This window comes from Reinekea forsetii (genome assembly GCF_002795845.1).
GTDB classification, from domain to species: domain Bacteria; phylum Pseudomonadota; class Gammaproteobacteria; order Pseudomonadales; family Natronospirillaceae; genus Reinekea; species Reinekea forsetii.
The window spans coordinates 602511-621948 of record NZ_CP011797.1 but is presented as its reverse complement, the minus strand read 5'-3'; the positions used below and the strand labels follow the sequence as shown (position 1 = coordinate 621948).

The window sequence follows — 19438 nt, the reverse complement described above, 5'->3', positions numbered from 1 at the left end:
CTTTCAACCCTCCCGCACTATTGTGCCGTCAGGTCGATTTGACTTGCACTTCTATGCTCCCCTGAATCGCCGCTGTATGGCGGTCGATATGCAATTGGAGGTCAGAGGTCAAAATCCAAGTTTTCACCTGTCGACATAGGCAGTCCGAATAAGGGGCGATTAAACGATGAAATTATTTTCTAACTGTTCAATTAACCGTCTTAGCTTGAAAATACTTGCGAGCGAAATCTAAACGTTTCTAATTAAAGTTTGCTCATGGGCAATTCCATTGTTTTTAAACATGGCCAGCGTATCGTTGTAAAGTGGATTGGGCATTGTCCTTGGCCACTCTCCCGAAAAACCTTAGGCCTTTGCCTTGGGCAGTCGATAGTCAATCGGACCAAGCCCGTCCTGACTAATAACTGCAATTTGAAAATTAAGGAGTCTTTATGAAAACCTCCCTACTCTTCGCTCTCTCCTTATTGTTTGCCGGTGGGCCCTGCGCCAATGGCCTTGAACGCATCCCCTGGGCATGGGAAGACCATAATGGTGATCACGTTTGGAACTACAGCCATACCAACGACAATTTTCAATCGTACAACCCCTGGGGTAATATCCCCCTTACCGCGGATGCCTATGAGGGCCACAGCGCACTCTTTTTAAGATACCTGAATGTCGATCAGACCGATAACTTTGCCCAGGCGTTTGGCTTTGCCACCATACCCACGGCAAATGCCAATAGCGGTACCGAGCCGACCTACGATCAAGAATATCTCGATGGCAAAGACTTGAGGTATATCGACGCCTTAGAATTTTTTATAAAGGGCAGTTCGGGCGCAAATCGATCCGCACTCTCAGTTAGTATCAGTTCACCCAATGGCCATAGTTCAAGGAATGCACTGCTAAAAGACTACGTCCAAATTTCCGATGCATGGCAGCGCGTGGTCGTTCCCATGGCTGACTTTATGCCAGCCTTTAATAACTTTGATCGTTTTCAACTGTGGAATGTCAACGAGGTGGTGTTTCGGGTCGATCAGAACGACAACAATGTGCCGTTTGAGGTCACGCTTGATAACATTAGTTTTTTGCGTTACCCCGAGGTTGCCGAATTCAAATGGGCGTACGAAGAAACTAACGTCATACCCAGCCTCAACCTCAACGGCGCCTGGAATTACAGCTGGTCCCGATGGGATGAGGGCAGCGTCTATATCCCGGCCAATGACTGGCACGATCTAAAAACCAGCCTAACAGAGGCCTACCAAGGTCAGAGTTCATTGGAAGTTCGCTATGAGCATCTCCATGGCGGCTATATCGATCTCTATCTGTCGACCCACCCCAATGGCCAAGGAGTTGAACCCAGTAGTTTTTATGAACGAGACTTACCGAAGGATCTATCCGCTTACAACACCTTGCGTTTCTTTATCAAAACTGGCGACCAAGGCTATTTTAATGGCGATATCACGCTCGATCTGATCGAAACGCCGTTCCGCAATGCCAATCCGGTCAAGTTGTCGGACTACCTATTCGATTGGGCCCTAGACGACTGGACCGAAGTCCGGATTCCACTGGCCGACCTGACGGCGGCGACGAGTGATCTGCGGCGCATTAAAGAGATCTGGATTCGCTTCAACGACAATGCCAGCCCATCCTCGGGGGTGTTTTACCTCGATAACATCGGCTTTATCAATGTCGTCGAACAGGGGGTGGCCATGGAGGCTAAACGTCATTGGTGGCTGAGCGATACCTTGGGTAACGGCGAATATAATTACAGCACCACGGCGATGGCCGATGGCTCGCGCATAAACGTTGCTAACCAATGGCAGGATGTGGTGATTGGTTCGTTCTTCACCGGCCCCTATGGTGAATATGAAGTATCCGCGATAGACCTGCAGTTCAGCCACAATGGTTCGGGCTACGCGGCGGCCAACCTAACCACATCGGTTGAAAATACCGGTGTTGAACCCACCGGCTTTGTTGATCGAGATTTCGGCAAGTCGGTGGCTAACCTCAATACCTACTTGACCTTCCGCGGCCAGGTCCATGGCGAACCTGGCCTGAAGGTGCGTTTGGTCGATATCTGGGGCCATGTCTCCAAGGCCGTTGCCCCCTCGACGTATCGATTACGCTATGCCCGCTACATGGCGTCTTACTATATCCCAACCTATGTCTTCGATACGCCGGGCTTTAATTTCCATGAAGTTAAGGCGATCCAGTTCTTTGTCGACCAAGAGGTGCCTGCGGGTGAGATTGGTTATAAGATATTTGGGCTGCAATTCGCACGCTACTAAACAACATTAATTTCCCCTTTATAAACGCAAAAACCCGCACCAGGTGCGGGTTTCTTATGTTGACTCTAGGTTATCCGTTAGATTGCGAGGTACTCTTCACGCAATGCTTGGTTCTCCAGCACTTCTTGCGCCGTACCGGTAAAGACGATAACACCGGAATCCATAATAATGGCGTGGTCGGCCAGTTTAAGGGCTGCCACCGCATTCTGCTCGACGATAATGGTGGTGATACCCATTTTCTTAATTTCCAGCAGCATGCGCTCAATTTCTTGCACAATCACCGGCGCCAATCCTTCATAGGGCTCATCAAGCAGCAGTAGCTTGACGTCCCGCGCTAAGGCTCGGGCGAGCGCAAGCATCTGTTGCTCACCGCCTGACAGGGTAGACGCTTCTTGCTTACGCCGCTCCTGCAGTTTCGGGAAATGGCCGAAAATCTTCTCAATCGACCAGCCCAATGGTTCGGCAATCTGCGCCAAAATAATGTTTTCTTCAACGGTAACGCCGGGAATAATGCGTCGGTCCTCACAGACCAATTGGATCCCAGCGCGGGCGGCTTCAAAGGGTTTCATCGAATGAATGGCTTGGCCATTCAGCCAGATATCGCCCGTCGCCAGCGCAGGCTGTTTGGCCCGGGCAATGGTCCGCAGCGTCGAGGTTTTACCCGCACCGTTACGGCCTAATAAGGCAACGATATCGCCTTCTGGAATATCAAAAGAGAGACCCTGGACCACATAGCTTTCGCCATAATAGGCCTTGAGGTCGTGGCAAGAAAAGAACGACTTCGGAGCTTGATCAGTTGATGACATAGTCTTTTCCTTAAACCTGTGCTTCGCCGAGGTAGGCTTCGATGACTTTAGGGTTACCCTTAATATCAGCGGGTGCACCTTCGGCAATTATTTGACCTTGCGATAAGACCGAAATCGTATCGGCAAGCGAGAAAACCACGTTCATATCATGTTCAACGATGACTTTGGTGATGCCGTCGTTCATACTTTGCAGCAACTCAATGGTTTTTTCAGTTTCATGGCGCGCCATGCCTGCAGTCGGCTCATCGAGCAATAACAGCCGTGGTTTATTGGCCAAACAGATGGCCATTTCTAACCGCCGCTTATCACCGCGTGACAGGCTGCCCGCTAGCATATGCATATGATTTTCTAAACCCAACTCGCACAGTTGCTGCTCGGCAAATTCAATCAGCGGACGTTGCTTCTTACGGCCCTCGAACAGATTAAAGTTAAAAACACCGTCTCTGGCGGCAAACACTGGAATGGTGACATTTTGCAATACCGTCATTTCCGGAAAAATAGCCGGTGTTTGGAATACCTTAGCGATACCCAGTTGAGTAATATCGTGCGCGTTGACATCAAGCAATGGCTTACCGTCGAACATAACCGAACCATCATCGGGCTTCAACATGCCCGTCAACACATTAAGTAAGGTCGACTTACCGGCGCCATTCGGTCCGATCAAAGCATGGGTTGTACCGCGTTGAATTTTTAAATTAACGTTTTGTAAGGCTTTTAAACCGCCAAAACTTAAGGACACTTGATGTATGTCTAGTATAGCCATGGTCAGTCTCCTATTCGGCGTCGCCGTTGGTGAAAAAACGTTTCTTTAGGCGGGCAACGGCTTCCATAAAACCACCGGGCATGAAGATAACCACGGCCATAAAGATGACCCCTAGGACCAATAACCATTGTTCACCCAAGCTGACCGATAAGACGTTTTCAAAGTACAGCATAAAGGCCGCACCGAGCATGGGTCCGATCAGCGTACCGACACCGCCGATAACCGACATAATGACCACTTCACCCGACTGATGCCAACCGAGGAATTCGTGACCAACAAATGGCTCGTAAACCACCATCAGTGATCCCGCGATCGCGGCATACACTGCGCTCAGCACAAAGGCTAAGAGCTTATACTTTAGGGCGCTGATGCCGGTGTATTCCAAACGAACTTGGTTACTCTTAATGGCTTTCATCATCAGGCCCACAGGCGAGCGTTCAATGCGCTTGGCAGCATAAAACAGGACAATGGCGATCAGGGTACAGAAGTAGAATATATTATCGCCCTTCATTTCCATGCTAAACAACATTGGTGTCGGCAGACCGGTTAGCCCGTTTTCACCACCGGTCCAGCGTTGCAACATCGACATCGCCATGGAATCAAACATCTCGGCGAAGGCTAGAGTGAGAATGGAAAAATAGATTCCGGTTCTTTTGAGCGTCAATAATCCGATGATTAAGGCAATAACGCTTGTTGCCGCTACCGCTACGATCATGGCTGGAATGATATTGTCGGAATAATTCTTCAGCATGATGCCGGTTATATAGGCAGATGTGCCAAAGAAGGCTGCATGGCCAAAAGATAGATAGCCGGTAAAGCCTAATAGGATATCGAAGCCGACTAGAAAAATACAAAAGATCATAATCTTTGTATCTAAGCCAGAATAGCCACCTAAGAACGGGAACCAGAAAGGCATCGTGAGGGCTACTGCGGAAAACACCAAAACGGCCTTGTTATATTGCCAAAAGCTTTTTTCATTATTCATTATTCAAATACTCCTTTGGCACCCAATAAACCACGCGGACGGACCAATAAGATGATAACGGTAATTACGTAGATAATAATGGTATTGAGGTAGATATACGGGGCCGTAAAGCTCTGAGCCATACCGATCAAAATACCAGCCAATACCGCACCACCTAGGGAACCCATGCCCCCGATAACCACAATCAAGAAGGACGGCACCAGTAATCTCATGCCGACCTCTGGCGATACCTGTGTCACGGGGCCGCCGAACACGCCCGCGATACCGGCAATCATCGCACCTAAGCCAAACACCAACATAAAACGGCGGTTAATATTAACCCCCAAGAACTGAAGCATTTCTGCATCGCGCATGCCGGCCCGAATAACCAGTCCGAAACGAGTTAGATGTAATAGAGCGAATACGGCCGCTACCGTAACGATGGCCACCACGACTAAGATCATGCGCCACTTAGGGTAGACAACAAATCCGTCTAGGAAGGGTAGGTATTCATGCAACATTATAATTCCATTGCCCCAGCTGGGGATGGAAAAGGGAATATTGTTGGCACCAAATACCCACTTTAATAATTCTTGCAACACGATTGCCAAGCCAAAGGTTACCAAAATCTGATCGGTGTGCGGTCGGTCGTAAAAACGTTTAATTAAACCGCGTTCCAAGAGTACCCCGATTATAAATAGAATTGGCGGTACCAAAACAAGCGCAAAGCCAAAGCCCAGTGAATTATTGATACTTACGGCTAAATAGATAGCGATAAGGTACAGAGCTCCGTGGGCGAAATTTACTACACCCAAGGTGCCAAAAATCAGTGTTAGTCCAAGAGCGATTAGCACGTAAATGGATCCCAGCTGCAGGCCGGTTAAGATTGAGAGGGTAAAGGCGTTGAGGGTCATATCCATTTTAGAGCTGCTCCCATTTGTTGCTATGACAAATTCATTTTTATTGTTTTAGATATATAGGCGCGCGCCATTTACTGGCGCGCGTTAGAGCTGTATTAACAGATTGGACAGACTAGACTGGACCTAAATCACCACCAAAGATGGCTGGGTCATAGTCAACAGTCTTGGCAGAAACCGTATCGATGATCTTCAGATAGTCAAAGTCACTGGTTCGCGCAGAAGGTGATTTACCCTGCATAACCAAGATGTCTTTAATACACTGGTGATCTTCGCCACGATAAAGCGTAGGACCGTTACCGGCACCGGTGAATTGAAAGTCTTCTAGGGCTTTAATCACCTCTGGTGGGTAGAAAGTTCCCGCCATTTCACACGCGTTGGCATACAGAAGAGTCTGCACATAACAGGTGTGAGCTGCCTGGGAAGGTGGGAAGCCATACTCATCGGTAAAGGCCTTGACAAATACCTTAGAACCTTCGTCTTCTAGCGCCCAGTTCCAACCCGAGGTGCCTAATACACCGTCGATGTTGGCAGAACCTGCACCTTTGGCCATCAAACGGCTATACAAAGGCACAACGATTTCTAAGTTTTTGCCGTTCTTCTGCATGTCACGCATACCGAAGTTAACCGCATTGGTAAGCGAGTTAACCATGTTTGCGCCGTAGTGGTTGAGGATCAACACGTCTGCATCGGAGTTTAGTACTTGCGACAGATACTGAGAGAAGTCGGTCGTCTTCAACGGCGTCAGGATGTTACCTGCAGTTGACCAACCTTCTTTCTCGGTGAATTCCTGCATAGACTCTTGCTGGGTATGGCCCCAAGAATAGTCAGCGGTTAGGTGGAAAGTGCGACGGTCTTTACCGTATTCTTTGCTCAACACTGGCGACAAAGCTTTGCCGGTCATGTGAGCGTTAAAGAAATGACGGAAACCGTAACGCTGCTTGTCCTTACCCGTGGTGTCGTTTGAGTGCGTCAAACCACACATAAAAATAACGCCTAATTCGTTACACAAATACTGCTGTGCAATGGCGATACCCGAAGAGGAACCACCGGTAACCATAATGACCTTGTCACGCTCGATCATGCGGCGGGCAGAAGTCCGCGACGCGTCTGCGTTGGTTTGAGTATCACCGGTTACGTAGGTAACTTTTTTACCCAAAACGCCATTGCCGGTTAACTTGCTTGGCTTCAGGGTTTCGAGCATGCCACCACCGTTGTTTAGGTGTTCAACCGCCAGCTTGTAGGCACGCAATTCATCGGCGCCCTCGTCGGCGTAGGCGCCTGTTTGCGGCACGTTAAAACCGAAGACGACTTCACTGCCCATTACTGGATAGTTACTGTTTGTTTTGGCGGCCCATGCATTGGGAGTATAAAACATTGGCGTTGCTGCACCAATGGCGCCAACGGAGCTGGCCTTGAGTATATCGCGACGGGACCATCCAGAAGCGGGCTTGGTGATGTTCTCTGATTTCTTGTCGGTCATAGAAGTCTCCATATTATTATTGTTGTTAAACCAAAGTCAGCACTGCCAGCGAATACATCCAGATGTGCTTCTAGGGTAAGGTCTAGTCTAAGGAGTTAGAGCCTGTTGTTAATTAGACTTTAGTGAATGAGACTAAAGTCTTAATGGCAATCTAAGCCGCTTTCAGCTTAAGAAGGACGGGGAATTAAGGGTCTTTGGCAGCGGGATAAGACTGGCCGCAAGTTGACGTTTTAGTGTGAATGGCTCAAAAGCTGCACCACAGAAACGCAAAAACCCGCCAAAAGCGGGTTCTTAGAGTCTTTTTGAATGGTGGGCCTTCCCGGACTCGAACCGGGGACCTGACGATTATGAGTCGTATGCTCTAACCAACTGAGCTAAAGGCCCTCAAAAAGCTTGCGCATTATAACCCGCACATCGGCCAAGTCTAGCCAGATCGTTGATTTATCTATGTTTTTTAACTCCAGTCCGAAAATCGTCGACCGCATTGGAGCCTGGGCAGGTATGCCGATTGGCTCAAGCTGGCAAACTGAGTTCAATTATTGGGTGCCAATGCGATGACATTTCCAATAGGGCCCCAGATGACACCTTAGAGCCCGCCCAGCCAAAAGCACAGGAAATTGACGCTATCGTGGTTCTAATGGACCCATAACAGCGTTCGGTTCACAGTTCCGCCATCCCATTGCCAAATTACGTTGAGGAATTGGGTTAGGGTCCTATGGTTAGCTGCATCTATAGGGGGCAGTGATGATGGCGATGAATCGGTTTTTGGCTACGGGTCTGCTGACCCTATGCCTACCCATGGTGTCTGCGGGCACTCTGGTACAAGGCCAGGGCAGCAACTTCATGATGACCTACCACCCGATCTACACCGCCAGCTACCAGACGGTGATGAATGAGGCGGCGCAATTTTGGGCCGACACTCTGCGCTCCGACGTCCTAATCGAGGTCTATGTCGGAACCGTGGATAAGGTCTGTAGCTTTTCCTACAATGTCCAAGTGCAGACACAGCCACCGGCCAGTGCGATCAACTTTCCCCAAGCGCCGCTGGCCAACACGCACTACCCTATCGCCCTGGCTAATAGCCTGGCCGGCACCGACCTGCTGCCCGGAGCGGCCGATATTAATATTGCCTTCAATGCCCGGATGATCAATCGTTCGGCCTGCCAAAAATGGTATCTCGGCTACGACGCCAATTACGACTACAGCCAGTACAGCCTCTATTTTGAGACATTGCAGGAACTGGCCCATGGCCTGGGCCTGATCGCGCTGGGCAATGTTACCACTGGTGAACGGCTCAACGGTCAGGACGATATCTATCTAACTGGGCTCAAGTCCTCGGTCACCGGCCGCAGTGTGGTCGATATGACCGGCGCCGAGATCCGCGCCCTGGCCCGTCGAAGTTCCGACCTGGCCTTTGCTGGCAACAACAGTTGGGCCGCGGCCAGTGCCCTGAGTTTCGGGCGCACCGATGATGCCCTGCTGCTCTTTACTCGCTCTTATGACGCGCCCGAGCTGACCGGCCTGCACCTACACGACGGCACGCTGCCCAAGCAGCTGATGATGGTCGACCTGCACGATGCCATACCCGAAACCGATCTAGCGGCGGCCATGCTGGAGGACCTTGGTTGGGCGACGACCCGCAATGAGCCGCCGCAAATCATTGGCCAGCGGCCAGTGACGGTGCGCGAAGATGAGCGGTATACCCTGACACTGGCCGATCTGATACTGATCGATGAAGCGCCGGCCAGTCTCAGCCTGAACATTTCATCGGGGAGCGCCTACACGATCGACCAGCAGACCATCATCCCGGCGCCAAACTTCGCTGGCACGCTGACCATTCCGGTTAGCGTCAGTGATCTGGAATACAACAGTGCGCCCTTTAACTTTGTGCTCACCGTCAGCCCGGTCAACGATGCACCGATCATTGGGGCCATTGGCGCCCTCACCGTACTCGAAGACAACAGCCTGACTCTGAGCCTCGCCGACCTGAACATCGTCGACCCCGACAGCCAAAGCTTTAGCCTAATGCTCGGCAGCGGCAGCCATTACCAGGTGATGGGCACGCAGATTCGGCCCGATGCGAACTGGTCGGGTGAGTTGCTGGTCCCCGTTCAAGTCAGCGATGGCCTGGCCCTGAGCGAGGTGGTAATCGCTCACATCGTGGTAACGCCGGTTAACGATGCGCCGGAACTGACCGGGCAGCGCCTGATAGAGTTCGAGGAAGACACCGAGTTGCCGTTAGATCGGTTACTGGACGAGCAGCTGCTGCTCTTCAGCGATGTCGACTCGAGCGTCTTCAGCCTGGTGGTCAGCCCCGGTGACCATTATCAGGTGAACGGCGATCGGCTGGTACCGGCGCTCGACTATGCCGGGCCGCTCACAGTCGCCATGCAGATCAACGATGGCCAACTGCTCAGCGCTACCTTCCTGGTGACTATCGATGTGCTGGCGGTTAATGACGCCCCCCGGTTACTGAGCATCGCGCCGCAGACTATTCATGAAGACGGCAGCCTATTGGTCACCCAGGCTCTGCTCGACCTGAACGACCCCGATAGCAGTGACTTCAGCCTAAGCCTCGAACGCGGCGACCATTATCAGATTGCCGCCGATCAGATCATTCCCGATGCCAACTGGTTTGGCAGCCTATCGATCAACTTGACGCTGAGTGATGGCGAGCTGAGTAGCAACAGTCTGCCACTGTTACTGACGGTGCTTCCGGTCAATGATCTGCCCGAATTGACCGGTCCGGCGCTGCCCACTGGGCAAATTTATCGGGATCTGGACGTTCAGTTGACCGGATTCGACCTCGATGGCGACGCCCTGAGCTTTAGTCTGCGCCAGGCGCCAGACTGGCTCGAACTGTCGGCCACTGGGCTGTTGCAGATTCGACCGGACTATCGCGCGGTCGGCGAGCACAGCCTCGAGATCGGCGTGAGCGACGGCAGTGCGACGGTCTACGAGAGTCGGACGCTGCCCATTCTCGATGATCTCAGTGCCAGCGATCTGAGCGTCAGCCTGGCCGTCGAACGCACCCTCTGGTCCACCAACGGCTGGGTGCCGGTCACCCTAACGCTGACCAATCTGGGGCCAAAAAGCTCGCTCGAGGCCGAGCTCAGCCTGAGTTTCAACGGCGAGTGGTCCAGCCAGGACAGCCGTTGCCCTGTGGCGAGCAATCTGCCCGACACCGACCCAGAGCGTCAATCATGCGTGCTCAGCCTGACCGACTCGACCCAACTCACCCTCGCGGTGCGCCAGGACTCGGTCGGCAGCAGCGATCTAAGATTCACTGCCCAACACGCCGGTTTTGAGGTTCTGCCCGACAACAACCAGGCTCGAGTCACCCTGACCTTTAGCGCCAGCACCCCAGCAACTCCCCAATACAGCGTGCCGGCGTTCGGCAAGGGTCAGGTGCGGGCACTGGGCATCGCCAATATTCAGGGCGGGCGCTGGCCAGAGCTGCTCTTTGCCAATGGCCCAGGTCAGGCCAGCACCAGCTATCGCTTCGACCGGTCCTGGTTTCGCCCGGTGTTACACAGCCATTTGGGCGATGCCGCCAACAGCTATGGCATGGCCTTGTTTGATGCCGACGATGATGGCGATATCGACTGGGTCCTGGCCAATGGGGGCGGCGAGGCCAATAGCGTCTATCGCAACGATGGCAATGGCCAGTTCGCCTTGATCGACCGGCTCGGGTTGGCCAACAGTCGAGGTGTGGCCTTTGGCGATATCGACGGAGATAGCGACATTGACCTGGTCTTCGCCAATTGGGATAACCCCAATACCCTCTACCTGAATAATGGTGACGGCACCTTCAGCTTCCACGCCGAACTGGGCCGGACCCGCGCGCGTGCCGTGCTGATACACGATTTCAACCGCGATGGTCGCCCGGACATTCTCTTTGCTAACTACGGCCAAGCAAATCAGCTGTTGTTTAATCGCGGCTTGGACCGGTGGGCTCGGGCCCTAGGGCGAGTCGGAGCGACCGAGCTGCTTGAATTCGAGCGCATCGAACTGGGCGGGGCCGATGACCTCACCGAAAGCATGAGTTTGGCTGACCTCGATGGCGACGGCGAAGCAAGCGATATTGTCTTTATCAATGCCGCCGATAACGCCCAGCCGGCCGGTTTGCAGATATTCACGGTCGACTCGGATGGACAGAGCAGCCTGCAGCTGCAGTCCTTGGGTAGCTCGGTGGCCGATCTCAGCGTCGGCGATTACGATGGCGATGGCCGTGATGACCTGGCCGTACTGCGCCCCGGCGGTGCCTTGGAAGTCATGCAAGTCCAGTCTGGGGGTGGTTTAATAACCATTGCCGTGCTCGACACGGACGGTGCCGATACCGTGCTCATGGTCGACGTCGATGACAGTGGCCAAGCCGATATCATCAGCGCCAATAACCAAAGCGCCACCAGCCGGCTCGATTTTGCCGGCACCGATTTGAACAACATGGCGCTCAATAATGAGGCTGCCAGCTCCGCGGTGCCCTTGGCAAACCCCCAGCCCGCCGGGGCGCAAAGCCCAACAAGCCGGGGTGGCGCCGGACTGCCCTGGATGCTGGGTCTGCTTTTATTGGTCCGACGTAAAAAAATAGCCCCAGACTGAATGGCCTTGCGCGCGAATCTGGTATAATCGCGCGGAGACCCTCGAAAAGTACCCGCCATGCGAAGCCCGTTATTGCTTGCCAAAAAAATCCTGCTCGACGCCGGTCAGGTTAAGAGCCAAAAAGCTCTGGTATCGATGATCGTGCGCCGCATTCGCACGGCCCTCAAGGTCGATGTTTGCAGTCTGTATCTGATGAATGACATGCAGCAAATGGTGCTAACCGCAACCGAGGGTCTGGCCAAGTCGGCCATTGGCATCATTCGCATGGAGCTCGGAGAAGGGCTGGTCGGCACCATTGCCAGTCGCCAGCATTTGCTCAACTTGCCCTTTGCCGAGCAACACCCTAAGTTCAAATTTTTTGTCGAGTCCGGTGAAGACCGGTATCAAGGTTTTCTCGGCATCCCAATGATCCATCTGGGCGCAGTGCTCGGTGTTTTAGTGGTTCAGGTCAAGGAGACCCGTCGCTTCACCGAGGAGGAGGAGGCTTTTCTGATTACGATGGGCGCTCACCTAGTCGCCAGTCAGGGTGCCAGCCTGAAGAAGGTGGCCCACGTTAAGGTTAGTACCGATACCGTCATCCGCCTCACCGGTATCGTCGGCGCGCCGGGTACCGCCATGGCCCGCGGCTGGGTGGTGCGCAATGATATTCGCTTAGAAGATATAGAAGAACGCAGTGGCACCAGTGTGGAATTTGAGCAACAACGCATCCAGGAAGCCTTTGACAATACCCTCGAAGAACTCGAGAGCGATGAACACACCCACGGCATCACCGAAACCCTGACGTCGCTGATCAATGTCTACAAGCTGCTGCTGACCAGCCCAGAATTGCATTCGGCCATCCAGGGCCACTTGGCCAATGGCGTCAGTGCCAGCACGGCCTTGAAACTGGGCATGATGACCCAAATCGCCGTGTTCGATGTGATGGAAGACCTCTACCTCAAGGCACGTGCCGATGATCTGCGCGTGCTCGGCGTGCGCGTCTACCGTCAATTACAGAACCTGGAACCGGAAGTCATCACCAGCGATGTGCCGATAATCTTGATTGGTGAAAACATCACCATCGAACACCTAACCCGGATTGACTCGAAATTCATCGCCGGGGTGGTCAGTAACCAGGGCTCCAAACTGTCACATACCTCGGTTCTGGCCAATGCCCTCGGCATTCCCGCCGTGGTCGGCTTGGGTGAAGGCGATCTGCGCATGTTGCATGGCCTGGATCTAATTCTCGACGGCCATCGCGGCCTGGTCATTGGCAACGCACCGGACCAAGTCACCAACGAATACCTCAAGGTGATGGCCCACCACAGAACCAGCCAAGCCAACTTGGCCCATTTGCGGTATCTGCCCGCGGAGTCGACCGATGGCGCGAAAATACGCCTCTATACCAACACCGGTCTGCTGGCCGATATACGACCCGGACTGGAACGGGGCTCCGAAGGTGTCGGCCTATACCGCTCTGAAATACCCTTTATGGTGCACAACACCTTCCCGACCGAAGAGGAACAGACGCGTATCTATCGCGGTGTGCTCGAAGCCTATGCGCCGATGCCGGTGGTGATGCGCACACTCGATGTCGGTGGCGATAAGGCTCTGCCCTATTTCCCAATTAAAGAAGAAAACCCGTTCTTGGGTTGGCGCGGCATTCGCTTCACATTGGATTATCGCAATATCCAGTTAGACCAGATCCGCGCCATGTTGTTGGCCAATATCGGCTATGACAACCTGCAGATCATGGTTCCGATGCTGAGCCAAGAAGACGAATTGGTGCGCGTGCATGCCCTGATCGATGAGGCTGTGAAACAGCTTAATGAAGAAGGTTTCCCGGTCCACAAACCACCGGTTGGCATTATGGCTGAAGTTCCGGTGATCATCTGGATGCTGCCCACCTTACGCGCCAATATCGACTTTGTGTCGATCGGCTCAAACGACTTGACCCAATACTTGCTCGCCGTCGACCGCAACAACCCGCGCGTGGCGCATCTCTATTCCCATTTTCATCCGGCCGTCTTGGCAGCCATTCACGACCTGGTCCGAACCTGCAAACGTCTCGACCTGCCGGTCAGCGTCTGCGGTGAAATGGCCTCCGATCCGCGCGCTGTTCTGCTGTTGCTCGGCATGGGGGTACACACCCTGAGTATGTCGGCCTACAAATTGCCCGTGATGAAGTGGCTGATCCGTCATATCAGTATGGCCGACTGCCAAGCGCTGCTGCAGCAAGCCATTGCGCTGGACAACGACAAGGACACCCAAGCGCTATTGAGCCAAAAACTCAGTGAAATCGGCTATACCGAACAGTTTGAATGACTTTAGTAGGCTCGGTCGAGCAGCATTTGCGCTGTCTCATCGGCCCTAACGGTCGTTCAAGGCCGTGCCGGCCAACATCGGCGACAGGTACTTTCTGAGCGACGCAAAGCGGAGCGAGCCAATCAAAACCAGCTATAGCGGATCGCTTGTAGAATCGCTAGGGCAAACAGACCCGCCAAGACATCATCGATCATAATGCCAAAACCGCCCTTGACCCGCTTGTCGAGCCAGGAGATTGGGAACGGCTTGAGAATGTCGAACAGCCGGAACAGCACAAAGCCACTAACGATCCAAACCCAATGCACCGGCAAGAACGCCATGGTGATCCAGAAACCGACGAACTCATCCCAGACGATGCCGCCGTGATCGTGCACCTGCATGTCCTGTGCGGCCCGGTCACAGACATAGACACCAAAGGCAAAGGTAGCAACCAGCGCCGCGAGATAACCATAGAGCGGCAATTGCGCCAGCAACAGGTAGAGCGGAATGGCCGCCAGGGTGCCGAAGGTCCCAGGCGCTTTGGGCGCCGCACCGCTGCCAAAACCGAAGGCAAAAAAGTGCACCCAGTGATTGTGCCAGCGGCGTTCGATAGGTTCTATCATGGGTTTGGGCTCCAGAATTGTTGTGTTGAGTTAAGTTCTTGTTAAAAGTGTTCAAAACTCTGCCAGGGCAGATCCCGTTTTCGGTCATCATCATACCAGTGCAACTGGCCAGTGCCTTGCCTTACCTCGCCGATCCGGCTAACCCGAACACCCAGTGATTGGGCGATCCGTTCGATCTGCTCGCCGGCATTCATGCCAGCGGTAAAGCACAGCTGATAGTCGTCGCCGCCGGCCAAGGCGTATTGCAGGCCGCGATCACCCAGGGCCACTAGATCGGCATCGAGCGGCAGCGCGTTAAGGTTCAGGTGCAGGTCGACTTGGCTGCTGCGCGCCAGATGGCCGGCATCACCGAGCAGACCGTCGGATATATCGATGGCGCTGTGCAGGAAAACCGCTAACTGCTCGGCCAGTGCGATTTGCGGTTTGGGCTGCCAGTAGGCGGCTAACCAGGCCGGTGGCGCCGCCGCGGCATTGCCCGCCAGGATCAACGGCAGGGCCGCGGCGGCCTGACCGAGTTGCCCAGTCACCCACACCGCATCGCCCACCTGCGCGCCGCTGCGCAACACCGGCTGGGCACAGGTGCCGTGCACACTGAGGGTCAAGGTCAGTTGCTCACCGGCGGTGGTATCGCCACCGGCCAGCATGCATTTATGCGCGATGGCCAAGCGACGCAACTCAGTCGCGAACGCCTGAATCCAGCTCTCAATGTTTGGCTCGGAAGCATTATTGAGGCGCGCCGGTAAGGTCAGCGCCAGGGTAAAGAAGGCTGGGCTGGCGCCCATCGCGGCCAGATCGCTGAGCGCGGGCAGAAAGGCCCGACCGGCGACCTGTTCGGGGCTGGCATCGACCGGAAAGTGCCGACCGACAACGGCGGTGTCGGTAGAGATCACCAGCGGACGGGGGTCTTGCCAGACCAGTCCATCGTCACCAATGCCGGTTAAGACCTGGGCATGGCGCCCGGGCCAGTCGGCGAAACAGCGTTGGATCAGTTCAAATTCATGCATCGGGATGCATTATTCGTTAATGCCGAACAATTCAACCTCAAATATCAACACCGAACCGGCTGGAATCTTACCCGCGGCCTGGGTGCCATAGCCCAGCTTGCTGGGAATATAGAAGCGGGTCTTGTCGCCGACGACCATCAGCTGAACGCCTTCGGTCCAACCCTTGATCACCTGGTTCAGGCCAAAGCTGATGGTCTGGCCACGCTCAACCGAGCTGTCGAACACGGTGCCATCGATCAGGGTGCCATGGTAATGCACTGTTACCCTGTCGGTCGCCTTGGGATGCACGCTGCCATCGCCCTGCACCAGCGTCTCGTATTGCAGGCCTGAGTCGGTTGTTTGCACATTAACGTTTTTTAGGTTCTCGATCAGATATTCCTGGCCGACAGTAATGTTGACCTCGGCCGATTTACGGTTGGTAAAATAACGATTCACCAACACTGAGGCGATGATCAACAGTAGAACAGCAACGATAATTTTAGACACAGGGAACTCCGGCTTTAGAATAATGGCTCAAGGCCCGGATAATACGGAATTAGTCGCGCGCGCGGAAGCGCAATCGGTTGATTCACCGGTTCACTGGAAATTCTGAGCGGGTCGAGCGCAGCACCGTCGTCGAGCAGTATGCAAAGGCTTTGGCAGGCTGTTGGAAGCCACCCGCTCAGCTTTGCTGAACGGGTGTTAGTGGCGGCAGACGCAAGCGGGATCGTTATGCCGCGTTCAGACTGATCTACTCGCCGGTGACGTCGAGATCATCATCGTCATCACCCGGCTGGGTAAGCGACGCAAGCTTCTGTCGCTGACGACCGACAGCCATAATCTCCAGATAGAAGGTGTCCTGTTCCGCCGCCACCAGTTGGTCGATTTCCTTGTTGATTTCGGCAACGTGGATCACGCGAGCGTCTTGCTCACTGGACCCAAATTTGCACTCAAAATCCCAAAAATCGGTATCGGCCGGCACGGCCTTCTTGCGCTCACGCGTCTGGTATTTCTTAATTTCGTGTTTGACCGCTTCCACCCGACGGGCCAGATTGATTTTGGGGTGGGTCAAACTAAAGGTCTTTTTCATGGGATTCCTGATAAAGCGGATAAAAACGAGAAGTGGTCCGATTATAGGGCTCAATTTACAGAAATCGAGCGAAACTCGGATAAACACCAATATAGAGTCATAAAGTGCCTTGGCATAAGCAACCCACAGCGTGCCCATAGTCGCCAAGGGGCCCGGTATTGGATCTGAATTCGGCCCTCATATTCGTCTTCGACGCGTGCGTTTTTGAACTAAACTTCTGCTAAGGCCGATAAAACCTCCAATTGTCAGCGGTTATCAACATCTGAGCGAGTTTATTTAGGCCACCGATGCTGTTGGTTCGAGAGCGAGTCTGCCTCGACCTTTTACGTTCTCACTGAGAGTTGTCCTTATGATGCTTACCAAGAGTCCACTCATTCCGCTTTACAAACAGTTGTACCGCAAGACAGCGGAGGCGTCGCGATGATCGCCTGGGTCAACACAGATGCGGCTGGCGGCGCGCAATGGCAGCGTCAAGAACAACCCAGACCAACCCCAAGAGACGGCTGGGCCCTGATTCGGGTGCGAGCCGTGGCTCTTGATCGTTCAGAATGCGTCGGTGAAATTGTGCACCCCGGAGGCTTGCAGTTGCCTGTTGGGACCCGAGTTGCTGCATTAAAGGTCGGTGTGTCCCAGCCTAGCGAGGGCACCTACGCCGAATACGTCCTGGTACCCCACGCTGATCTATTCCCGCTCAACAGCCAGCTGCCCTGGGATGTCCTCGCGGCGCTGCCGACATTACTGCGCAACGCCCACGGGGCCCTGCACATTGGCTTGGCGATAGCGGATGCCGAGTCCCTGTTGATCCGAGGTGGCACCTCAACCATTGGCTTGACTGTCTTGGCCTTGGCCAAGGCGGCAGGCTTACGGGTTGGCGTCACGACCCGAACCAGCGATCAGATTACCAATTTGATTCACGCCGGCGCCGACGAAGTCTGGATCGACAATGGTCAGGTCGCGCCACAGATCGCCGCCTCCATCTTCAAACCCTACGATCGAGTACTGGAACTGGTTGGCGATAGCACGCTGGAGGACTCATTGGCATGCGTCGGCCCGAGTGGGCTGGTGTGCAGGATGGGCAACCTTGGCGGACCTGCGTCACCGGAGAATTTCAACCCTCGTGTCGATATTCCTACCGCTGTAGAACTGACCTCGTATCAAGGCGAAGCGGCGGATCTAAATGGCTCACAGCTGCAAACCTATCTCGATCTGGCAGCCGCCGCCCGCCTGAGCCTGCCTGTTGCTAGGGTGTTTAACTTCGACGACCTCGCGGCCGCCCAGCGTTTACTGGCTCAGAGTCCGGCCGGTGCGAAAATAGTGGTACTGCGTTGCCCCTAATGCTTGGCTTATAAGGAAACCAAAAGTTACACTGGTCTTTTCTCGGTGTGAGTTATTGATGCACCTATTACACAGGTTTTTTTATGGCTATGTACCCATCCCTGAATGTCTTCGGCGAACCACTCGACCCGTGTGGCGAAAACCCCTTAACCGGTTTCTATCGCGATGGCTGCTGCAACAGCAGTGATGAAGACGGCGGATCGCACACCGTATGTATCGAAGCGACCGAAGAGTTTTTGCGCTATTCCCAACTCAAGGGCAATGATTTATCCACGCCGGTACCGCAATACAACTTTGCCGGCTTAAAGCCGGGCGACACCTGGTGCATGTGTGCCGCACGTTGGTTGGAGGCCATGAAAGACGACAAGGCGCCACGCGTGTTTTTACGCCGAACCCATTTGCGAGCGCTCGACCGGGTCGCGTTGGATTTGCTCAAACAGTATGCCGTCGACCTTAATTAGGGGCCTTAAGCGCTGGCATTGGGGCGGCCTGCTGACGCTGATCACTCTGGTCGCCAGCTATGTTTTGGCCCTAGCGATCTTACTGGTGTTGTGGCGTAAAGGGATCGATTTAATGGCCTTGATCATCGTTATTGCCAGCAGCACAACGAGTTTTGGATATTAAAGCTCTCCGTCCAGCGGCCGGGCACGATAACGCTCAACAAAGTCAGCAGCTGCAAAGTTTCTAAAGTCTGGCATCGCAGCCGCCAGGGTCGCATGGGACCAATGCCACCAGGCTATCTCCTGCAAACCCTCGACAACCTCGGACGCAAACCTAAATCGGATCCGTCGGGCCGGCACACCACCAACCACTTCGAAGGGCTGCACATCCTTGGTGACCACGGCATTGGCGCCAATCACGGCACCATTGCCGATGCTTACGCCTGCGGTAATCACAGCACCGTGACCGATCCAGACATCGTGACCGATGTTGACAGGGCTGTTTTGTCGCCACGCGAATAAGTCTGCGTCGTCATCTTCTGCCAAGCCGAATTGCCGACTGCGATAGGTGAAATGGTGCAAGGCCGCTTTGTGCATCGGATGGGTACCGGGATTGATCCGGGTATGGGCGGCGATCGAACAAAACTTGCCCAGGGTGGTATGGATCAAATCGGAGTCGTCACAGACATAGGAATAGTCATCCATGCGCACATTATTAAGTTTACAGCGCTGCCCTACTTCGTTGGCATAGCCAAAGTGGCTGTCTAGCAGCACAGTCTGTGCACCGATACGGGGGCTAGCGCCAAGCAGTTCAGGCTCTGCATTAGGGATTGGGGTTTGCGGTTTGGAGATTGGGGTTTGGTTCATATGTGGCTCCACTGG

The 19438-nt window shown here is 53.9% G+C and carries 16 protein-coding genes and 1 tRNA gene; 6 read left to right on the top strand and 11 right to left on the bottom strand.

Annotation, left to right across the window (positions count from 1 at the left end):
• Window positions 1–428 precede the first annotated feature (428 nt).
• On the top strand, window positions 429–2267 hold the full coding sequence (locus REIFOR_RS02935; protein ID WP_100256137.1) for a carbohydrate binding domain-containing protein: 1839 nt from the start codon (window positions 429–431) through the stop codon (window positions 2265–2267).
• 77 nt (window positions 2268–2344) lie between these two features.
• Here REIFOR_RS02935 and REIFOR_RS02930 read toward each other — a convergent pair whose 3' ends face one another.
• The 6 genes from REIFOR_RS02930 to REIFOR_RS02905 form a co-directional block, all read right to left on the bottom strand.
• Window positions 2345–3073, bottom strand: a complete 729-nt coding sequence (locus tag REIFOR_RS02930; RefSeq protein WP_100256136.1) for an ABC transporter ATP-binding protein — start codon at window positions 3071–3073, stop codon at window positions 2345–2347.
• Window positions 3074–3083: 10 nt separating this feature from the next.
• A complete protein-coding gene (locus tag REIFOR_RS02925; protein ID WP_100256135.1) occupies window positions 3084–3836 on the bottom strand; it encodes an ABC transporter ATP-binding protein in 753 nt (250 codons plus the stop codon).
• Between the two features lie 10 nt (window positions 3837–3846).
• Window positions 3847–4821 (bottom strand): branched-chain amino acid ABC transporter permease, encoded by a 975-nt coding sequence (locus tag REIFOR_RS02920; RefSeq protein WP_100256134.1) that lies wholly within the window; start codon window positions 4819–4821, stop codon window positions 3847–3849.
• Window positions 4821–5720 carry a branched-chain amino acid ABC transporter permease gene (locus tag REIFOR_RS02915; protein ID WP_227003746.1) on the bottom strand — a complete coding sequence of 300 codons (900 nt, stop codon included), beginning with the start codon at window positions 5718–5720 and terminating at the stop codon, window positions 4821–4823. Before REIFOR_RS02915 ends, REIFOR_RS02920 begins: the two co-directional genes overlap by 1 nt.
• Before the next feature lie 112 nt (window positions 5721–5832).
• A complete protein-coding gene (locus REIFOR_RS02910) occupies window positions 5833–7200 on the bottom strand; it encodes a substrate-binding protein (protein ID WP_100256133.1) in 1368 nt (455 codons plus the stop codon).
• A gap of 307 nt (window positions 7201–7507) precedes the next feature.
• Window positions 7508–7584, bottom strand: a tRNA-Ile gene (locus REIFOR_RS02905).
• A gap of 360 nt (window positions 7585–7944) precedes the next feature.
• Here REIFOR_RS02905 and REIFOR_RS02900 point away from each other — a divergent pair.
• Both REIFOR_RS02900 and ptsP read left to right on the top strand, forming a co-directional pair.
• Window positions 7945–11802, top strand: coding sequence for an FG-GAP-like repeat-containing protein (locus tag REIFOR_RS02900; RefSeq protein ID WP_100256132.1), 3858 nt, complete (start codon window positions 7945–7947; stop codon window positions 11800–11802).
• Between the two features lie 57 nt (window positions 11803–11859).
• On the top strand, window positions 11860–14106 hold the full coding sequence (gene ptsP, locus REIFOR_RS02895; protein ID WP_100256131.1) for a phosphoenolpyruvate--protein phosphotransferase: 2247 nt from the start codon (window positions 11860–11862) through the stop codon (window positions 14104–14106).
• 122 nt (window positions 14107–14228) lie between these two features.
• Here ptsP and REIFOR_RS02890 read toward each other — a convergent pair whose 3' ends face one another.
• The 4 genes from REIFOR_RS02890 to REIFOR_RS02875 all read right to left on the bottom strand — a co-directional run bounded on the left by REIFOR_RS02890 (window position 14229) and on the right by REIFOR_RS02875 (window position 16781).
• Window positions 14229–14708: a phosphatidylglycerophosphatase A family protein gene (locus REIFOR_RS02890; RefSeq protein WP_100256130.1), complete on the bottom strand. Its 480-nt coding sequence runs from the start codon at window positions 14706–14708 to the stop codon at window positions 14229–14231.
• Window positions 14709–14749: 41 nt separating this feature from the next.
• On the bottom strand, window positions 14750–15712 hold the full coding sequence (gene thiL, locus REIFOR_RS02885; protein ID WP_100256129.1) for a thiamine-phosphate kinase: 963 nt from the start codon (window positions 15710–15712) through the stop codon (window positions 14750–14752).
• A gap of 9 nt (window positions 15713–15721) precedes the next feature.
• Window positions 15722–16198 (bottom strand): BamJ family beta-barrel-assembly machinery protein, encoded by a 477-nt coding sequence (locus tag REIFOR_RS02880; protein ID WP_100256128.1) that lies wholly within the window; start codon window positions 16196–16198, stop codon window positions 15722–15724.
• Window positions 16199–16442: 244 nt separating this feature from the next.
• On the bottom strand, window positions 16443–16781 hold the full coding sequence (locus REIFOR_RS02875; protein ID WP_227003745.1) for a DUF6172 family protein: 339 nt from the start codon (window positions 16779–16781) through the stop codon (window positions 16443–16445).
• A gap of 420 nt (window positions 16782–17201) precedes the next feature.
• On the opposite strand from REIFOR_RS02875, the gene REIFOR_RS02870 reads away from it, so the two are divergent.
• The 3 genes from REIFOR_RS02870 to REIFOR_RS02860 all read left to right on the top strand — a co-directional run bounded on the left by REIFOR_RS02870 (window position 17202) and on the right by REIFOR_RS02860 (window position 18740).
• The gene (locus REIFOR_RS02870) at window positions 17202–18116 is read left to right on the top strand and encodes a zinc-binding dehydrogenase (RefSeq protein WP_100256127.1); all 915 of its coding nucleotides are present in this window, start codon (window positions 17202–17204) and stop codon (window positions 18114–18116) included.
• An 83-nt stretch (window positions 18117–18199) separates the two neighbouring features.
• Window positions 18200–18577: a DUF2237 family protein gene (locus tag REIFOR_RS02865; RefSeq protein WP_100256126.1), complete on the top strand. Its 378-nt coding sequence runs from the start codon at window positions 18200–18202 to the stop codon at window positions 18575–18577.
• Window positions 18558–18740 carry a hypothetical protein gene (locus REIFOR_RS02860; protein ID WP_100256125.1) on the top strand — a complete coding sequence of 61 codons (183 nt, stop codon included), beginning with the start codon at window positions 18558–18560 and terminating at the stop codon, window positions 18738–18740. The genes REIFOR_RS02865 and REIFOR_RS02860 overlap by 20 nt, the downstream gene beginning before the upstream one ends.
• Here REIFOR_RS02860 and REIFOR_RS02855 read toward each other — a convergent pair.
• Window positions 18737–19423, bottom strand: a complete 687-nt coding sequence (locus tag REIFOR_RS02855; RefSeq protein ID WP_100256124.1) for a DapH/DapD/GlmU-related protein — start codon at window positions 19421–19423, stop codon at window positions 18737–18739. The genes REIFOR_RS02860 and REIFOR_RS02855 overlap by 4 nt on opposite strands.
• Window positions 19424–19438 lie beyond the last annotated feature (15 nt).

Coding starts and splice junctions, on each gene's coding strand:
- REIFOR_RS02860 (WP_100256125.1), top strand. CDS start 18,558: ATGCCGTCGACCTTAATTAGGGGCCTTAAGCGCTGGCATTGGGGCGGC.
- REIFOR_RS02890 (WP_100256130.1), bottom strand. CDS start 14,708: ATGATAGAACCTATCGAACGCCGCTGGCACAATCACTGGGTGCACTTT.
- REIFOR_RS02865 (WP_100256126.1), top strand. CDS start 18,200: ATGGCTATGTACCCATCCCTGAATGTCTTCGGCGAACCACTCGACCCG.
- REIFOR_RS02925 (WP_100256135.1), bottom strand. CDS start 3,836: ATGGCTATACTAGACATACATCAAGTGTCCTTAAGTTTTGGCGGTTTA.
- thiL (WP_100256129.1), bottom strand. CDS start 15,712: ATGCATGAATTTGAACTGATCCAACGCTGTTTCGCCGACTGGCCCGGG.
- REIFOR_RS02935 (WP_100256137.1), top strand. CDS start 429: ATGAAAACCTCCCTACTCTTCGCTCTCTCCTTATTGTTTGCCGGTGGG.
- REIFOR_RS02930 (WP_100256136.1), bottom strand. CDS start 3,073: ATGTCATCAACTGATCAAGCTCCGAAGTCGTTCTTTTCTTGCCACGAC.
- REIFOR_RS02920 (WP_100256134.1), bottom strand. CDS start 4,821: ATGAATAATGAAAAAAGCTTTTGGCAATATAACAAGGCCGTTTTGGTG.
- REIFOR_RS02915 (WP_227003746.1), bottom strand. CDS start 5,720: ATGGATATGACCCTCAACGCCTTTACCCTCTCAATCTTAACCGGCCTG.
- REIFOR_RS02900 (WP_100256132.1), top strand. CDS start 7,945: ATGATGGCGATGAATCGGTTTTTGGCTACGGGTCTGCTGACCCTATGC.
- REIFOR_RS02910 (WP_100256133.1), bottom strand. CDS start 7,200: ATGACCGACAAGAAATCAGAGAACATCACCAAGCCCGCTTCTGGATGG.
- REIFOR_RS02875 (WP_227003745.1), bottom strand. CDS start 16,781: ATGAAAAAGACCTTTAGTTTGACCCACCCCAAAATCAATCTGGCCCGT.
- ptsP (WP_100256131.1), top strand. CDS start 11,860: ATGCGAAGCCCGTTATTGCTTGCCAAAAAAATCCTGCTCGACGCCGGT.
- REIFOR_RS02855 (WP_100256124.1), bottom strand. CDS start 19,423: ATGAACCAAACCCCAATCTCCAAACCGCAAACCCCAATCCCTAATGCA.
- REIFOR_RS02870 (WP_100256127.1), top strand. CDS start 17,202: ATGATCGCCTGGGTCAACACAGATGCGGCTGGCGGCGCGCAATGGCAG.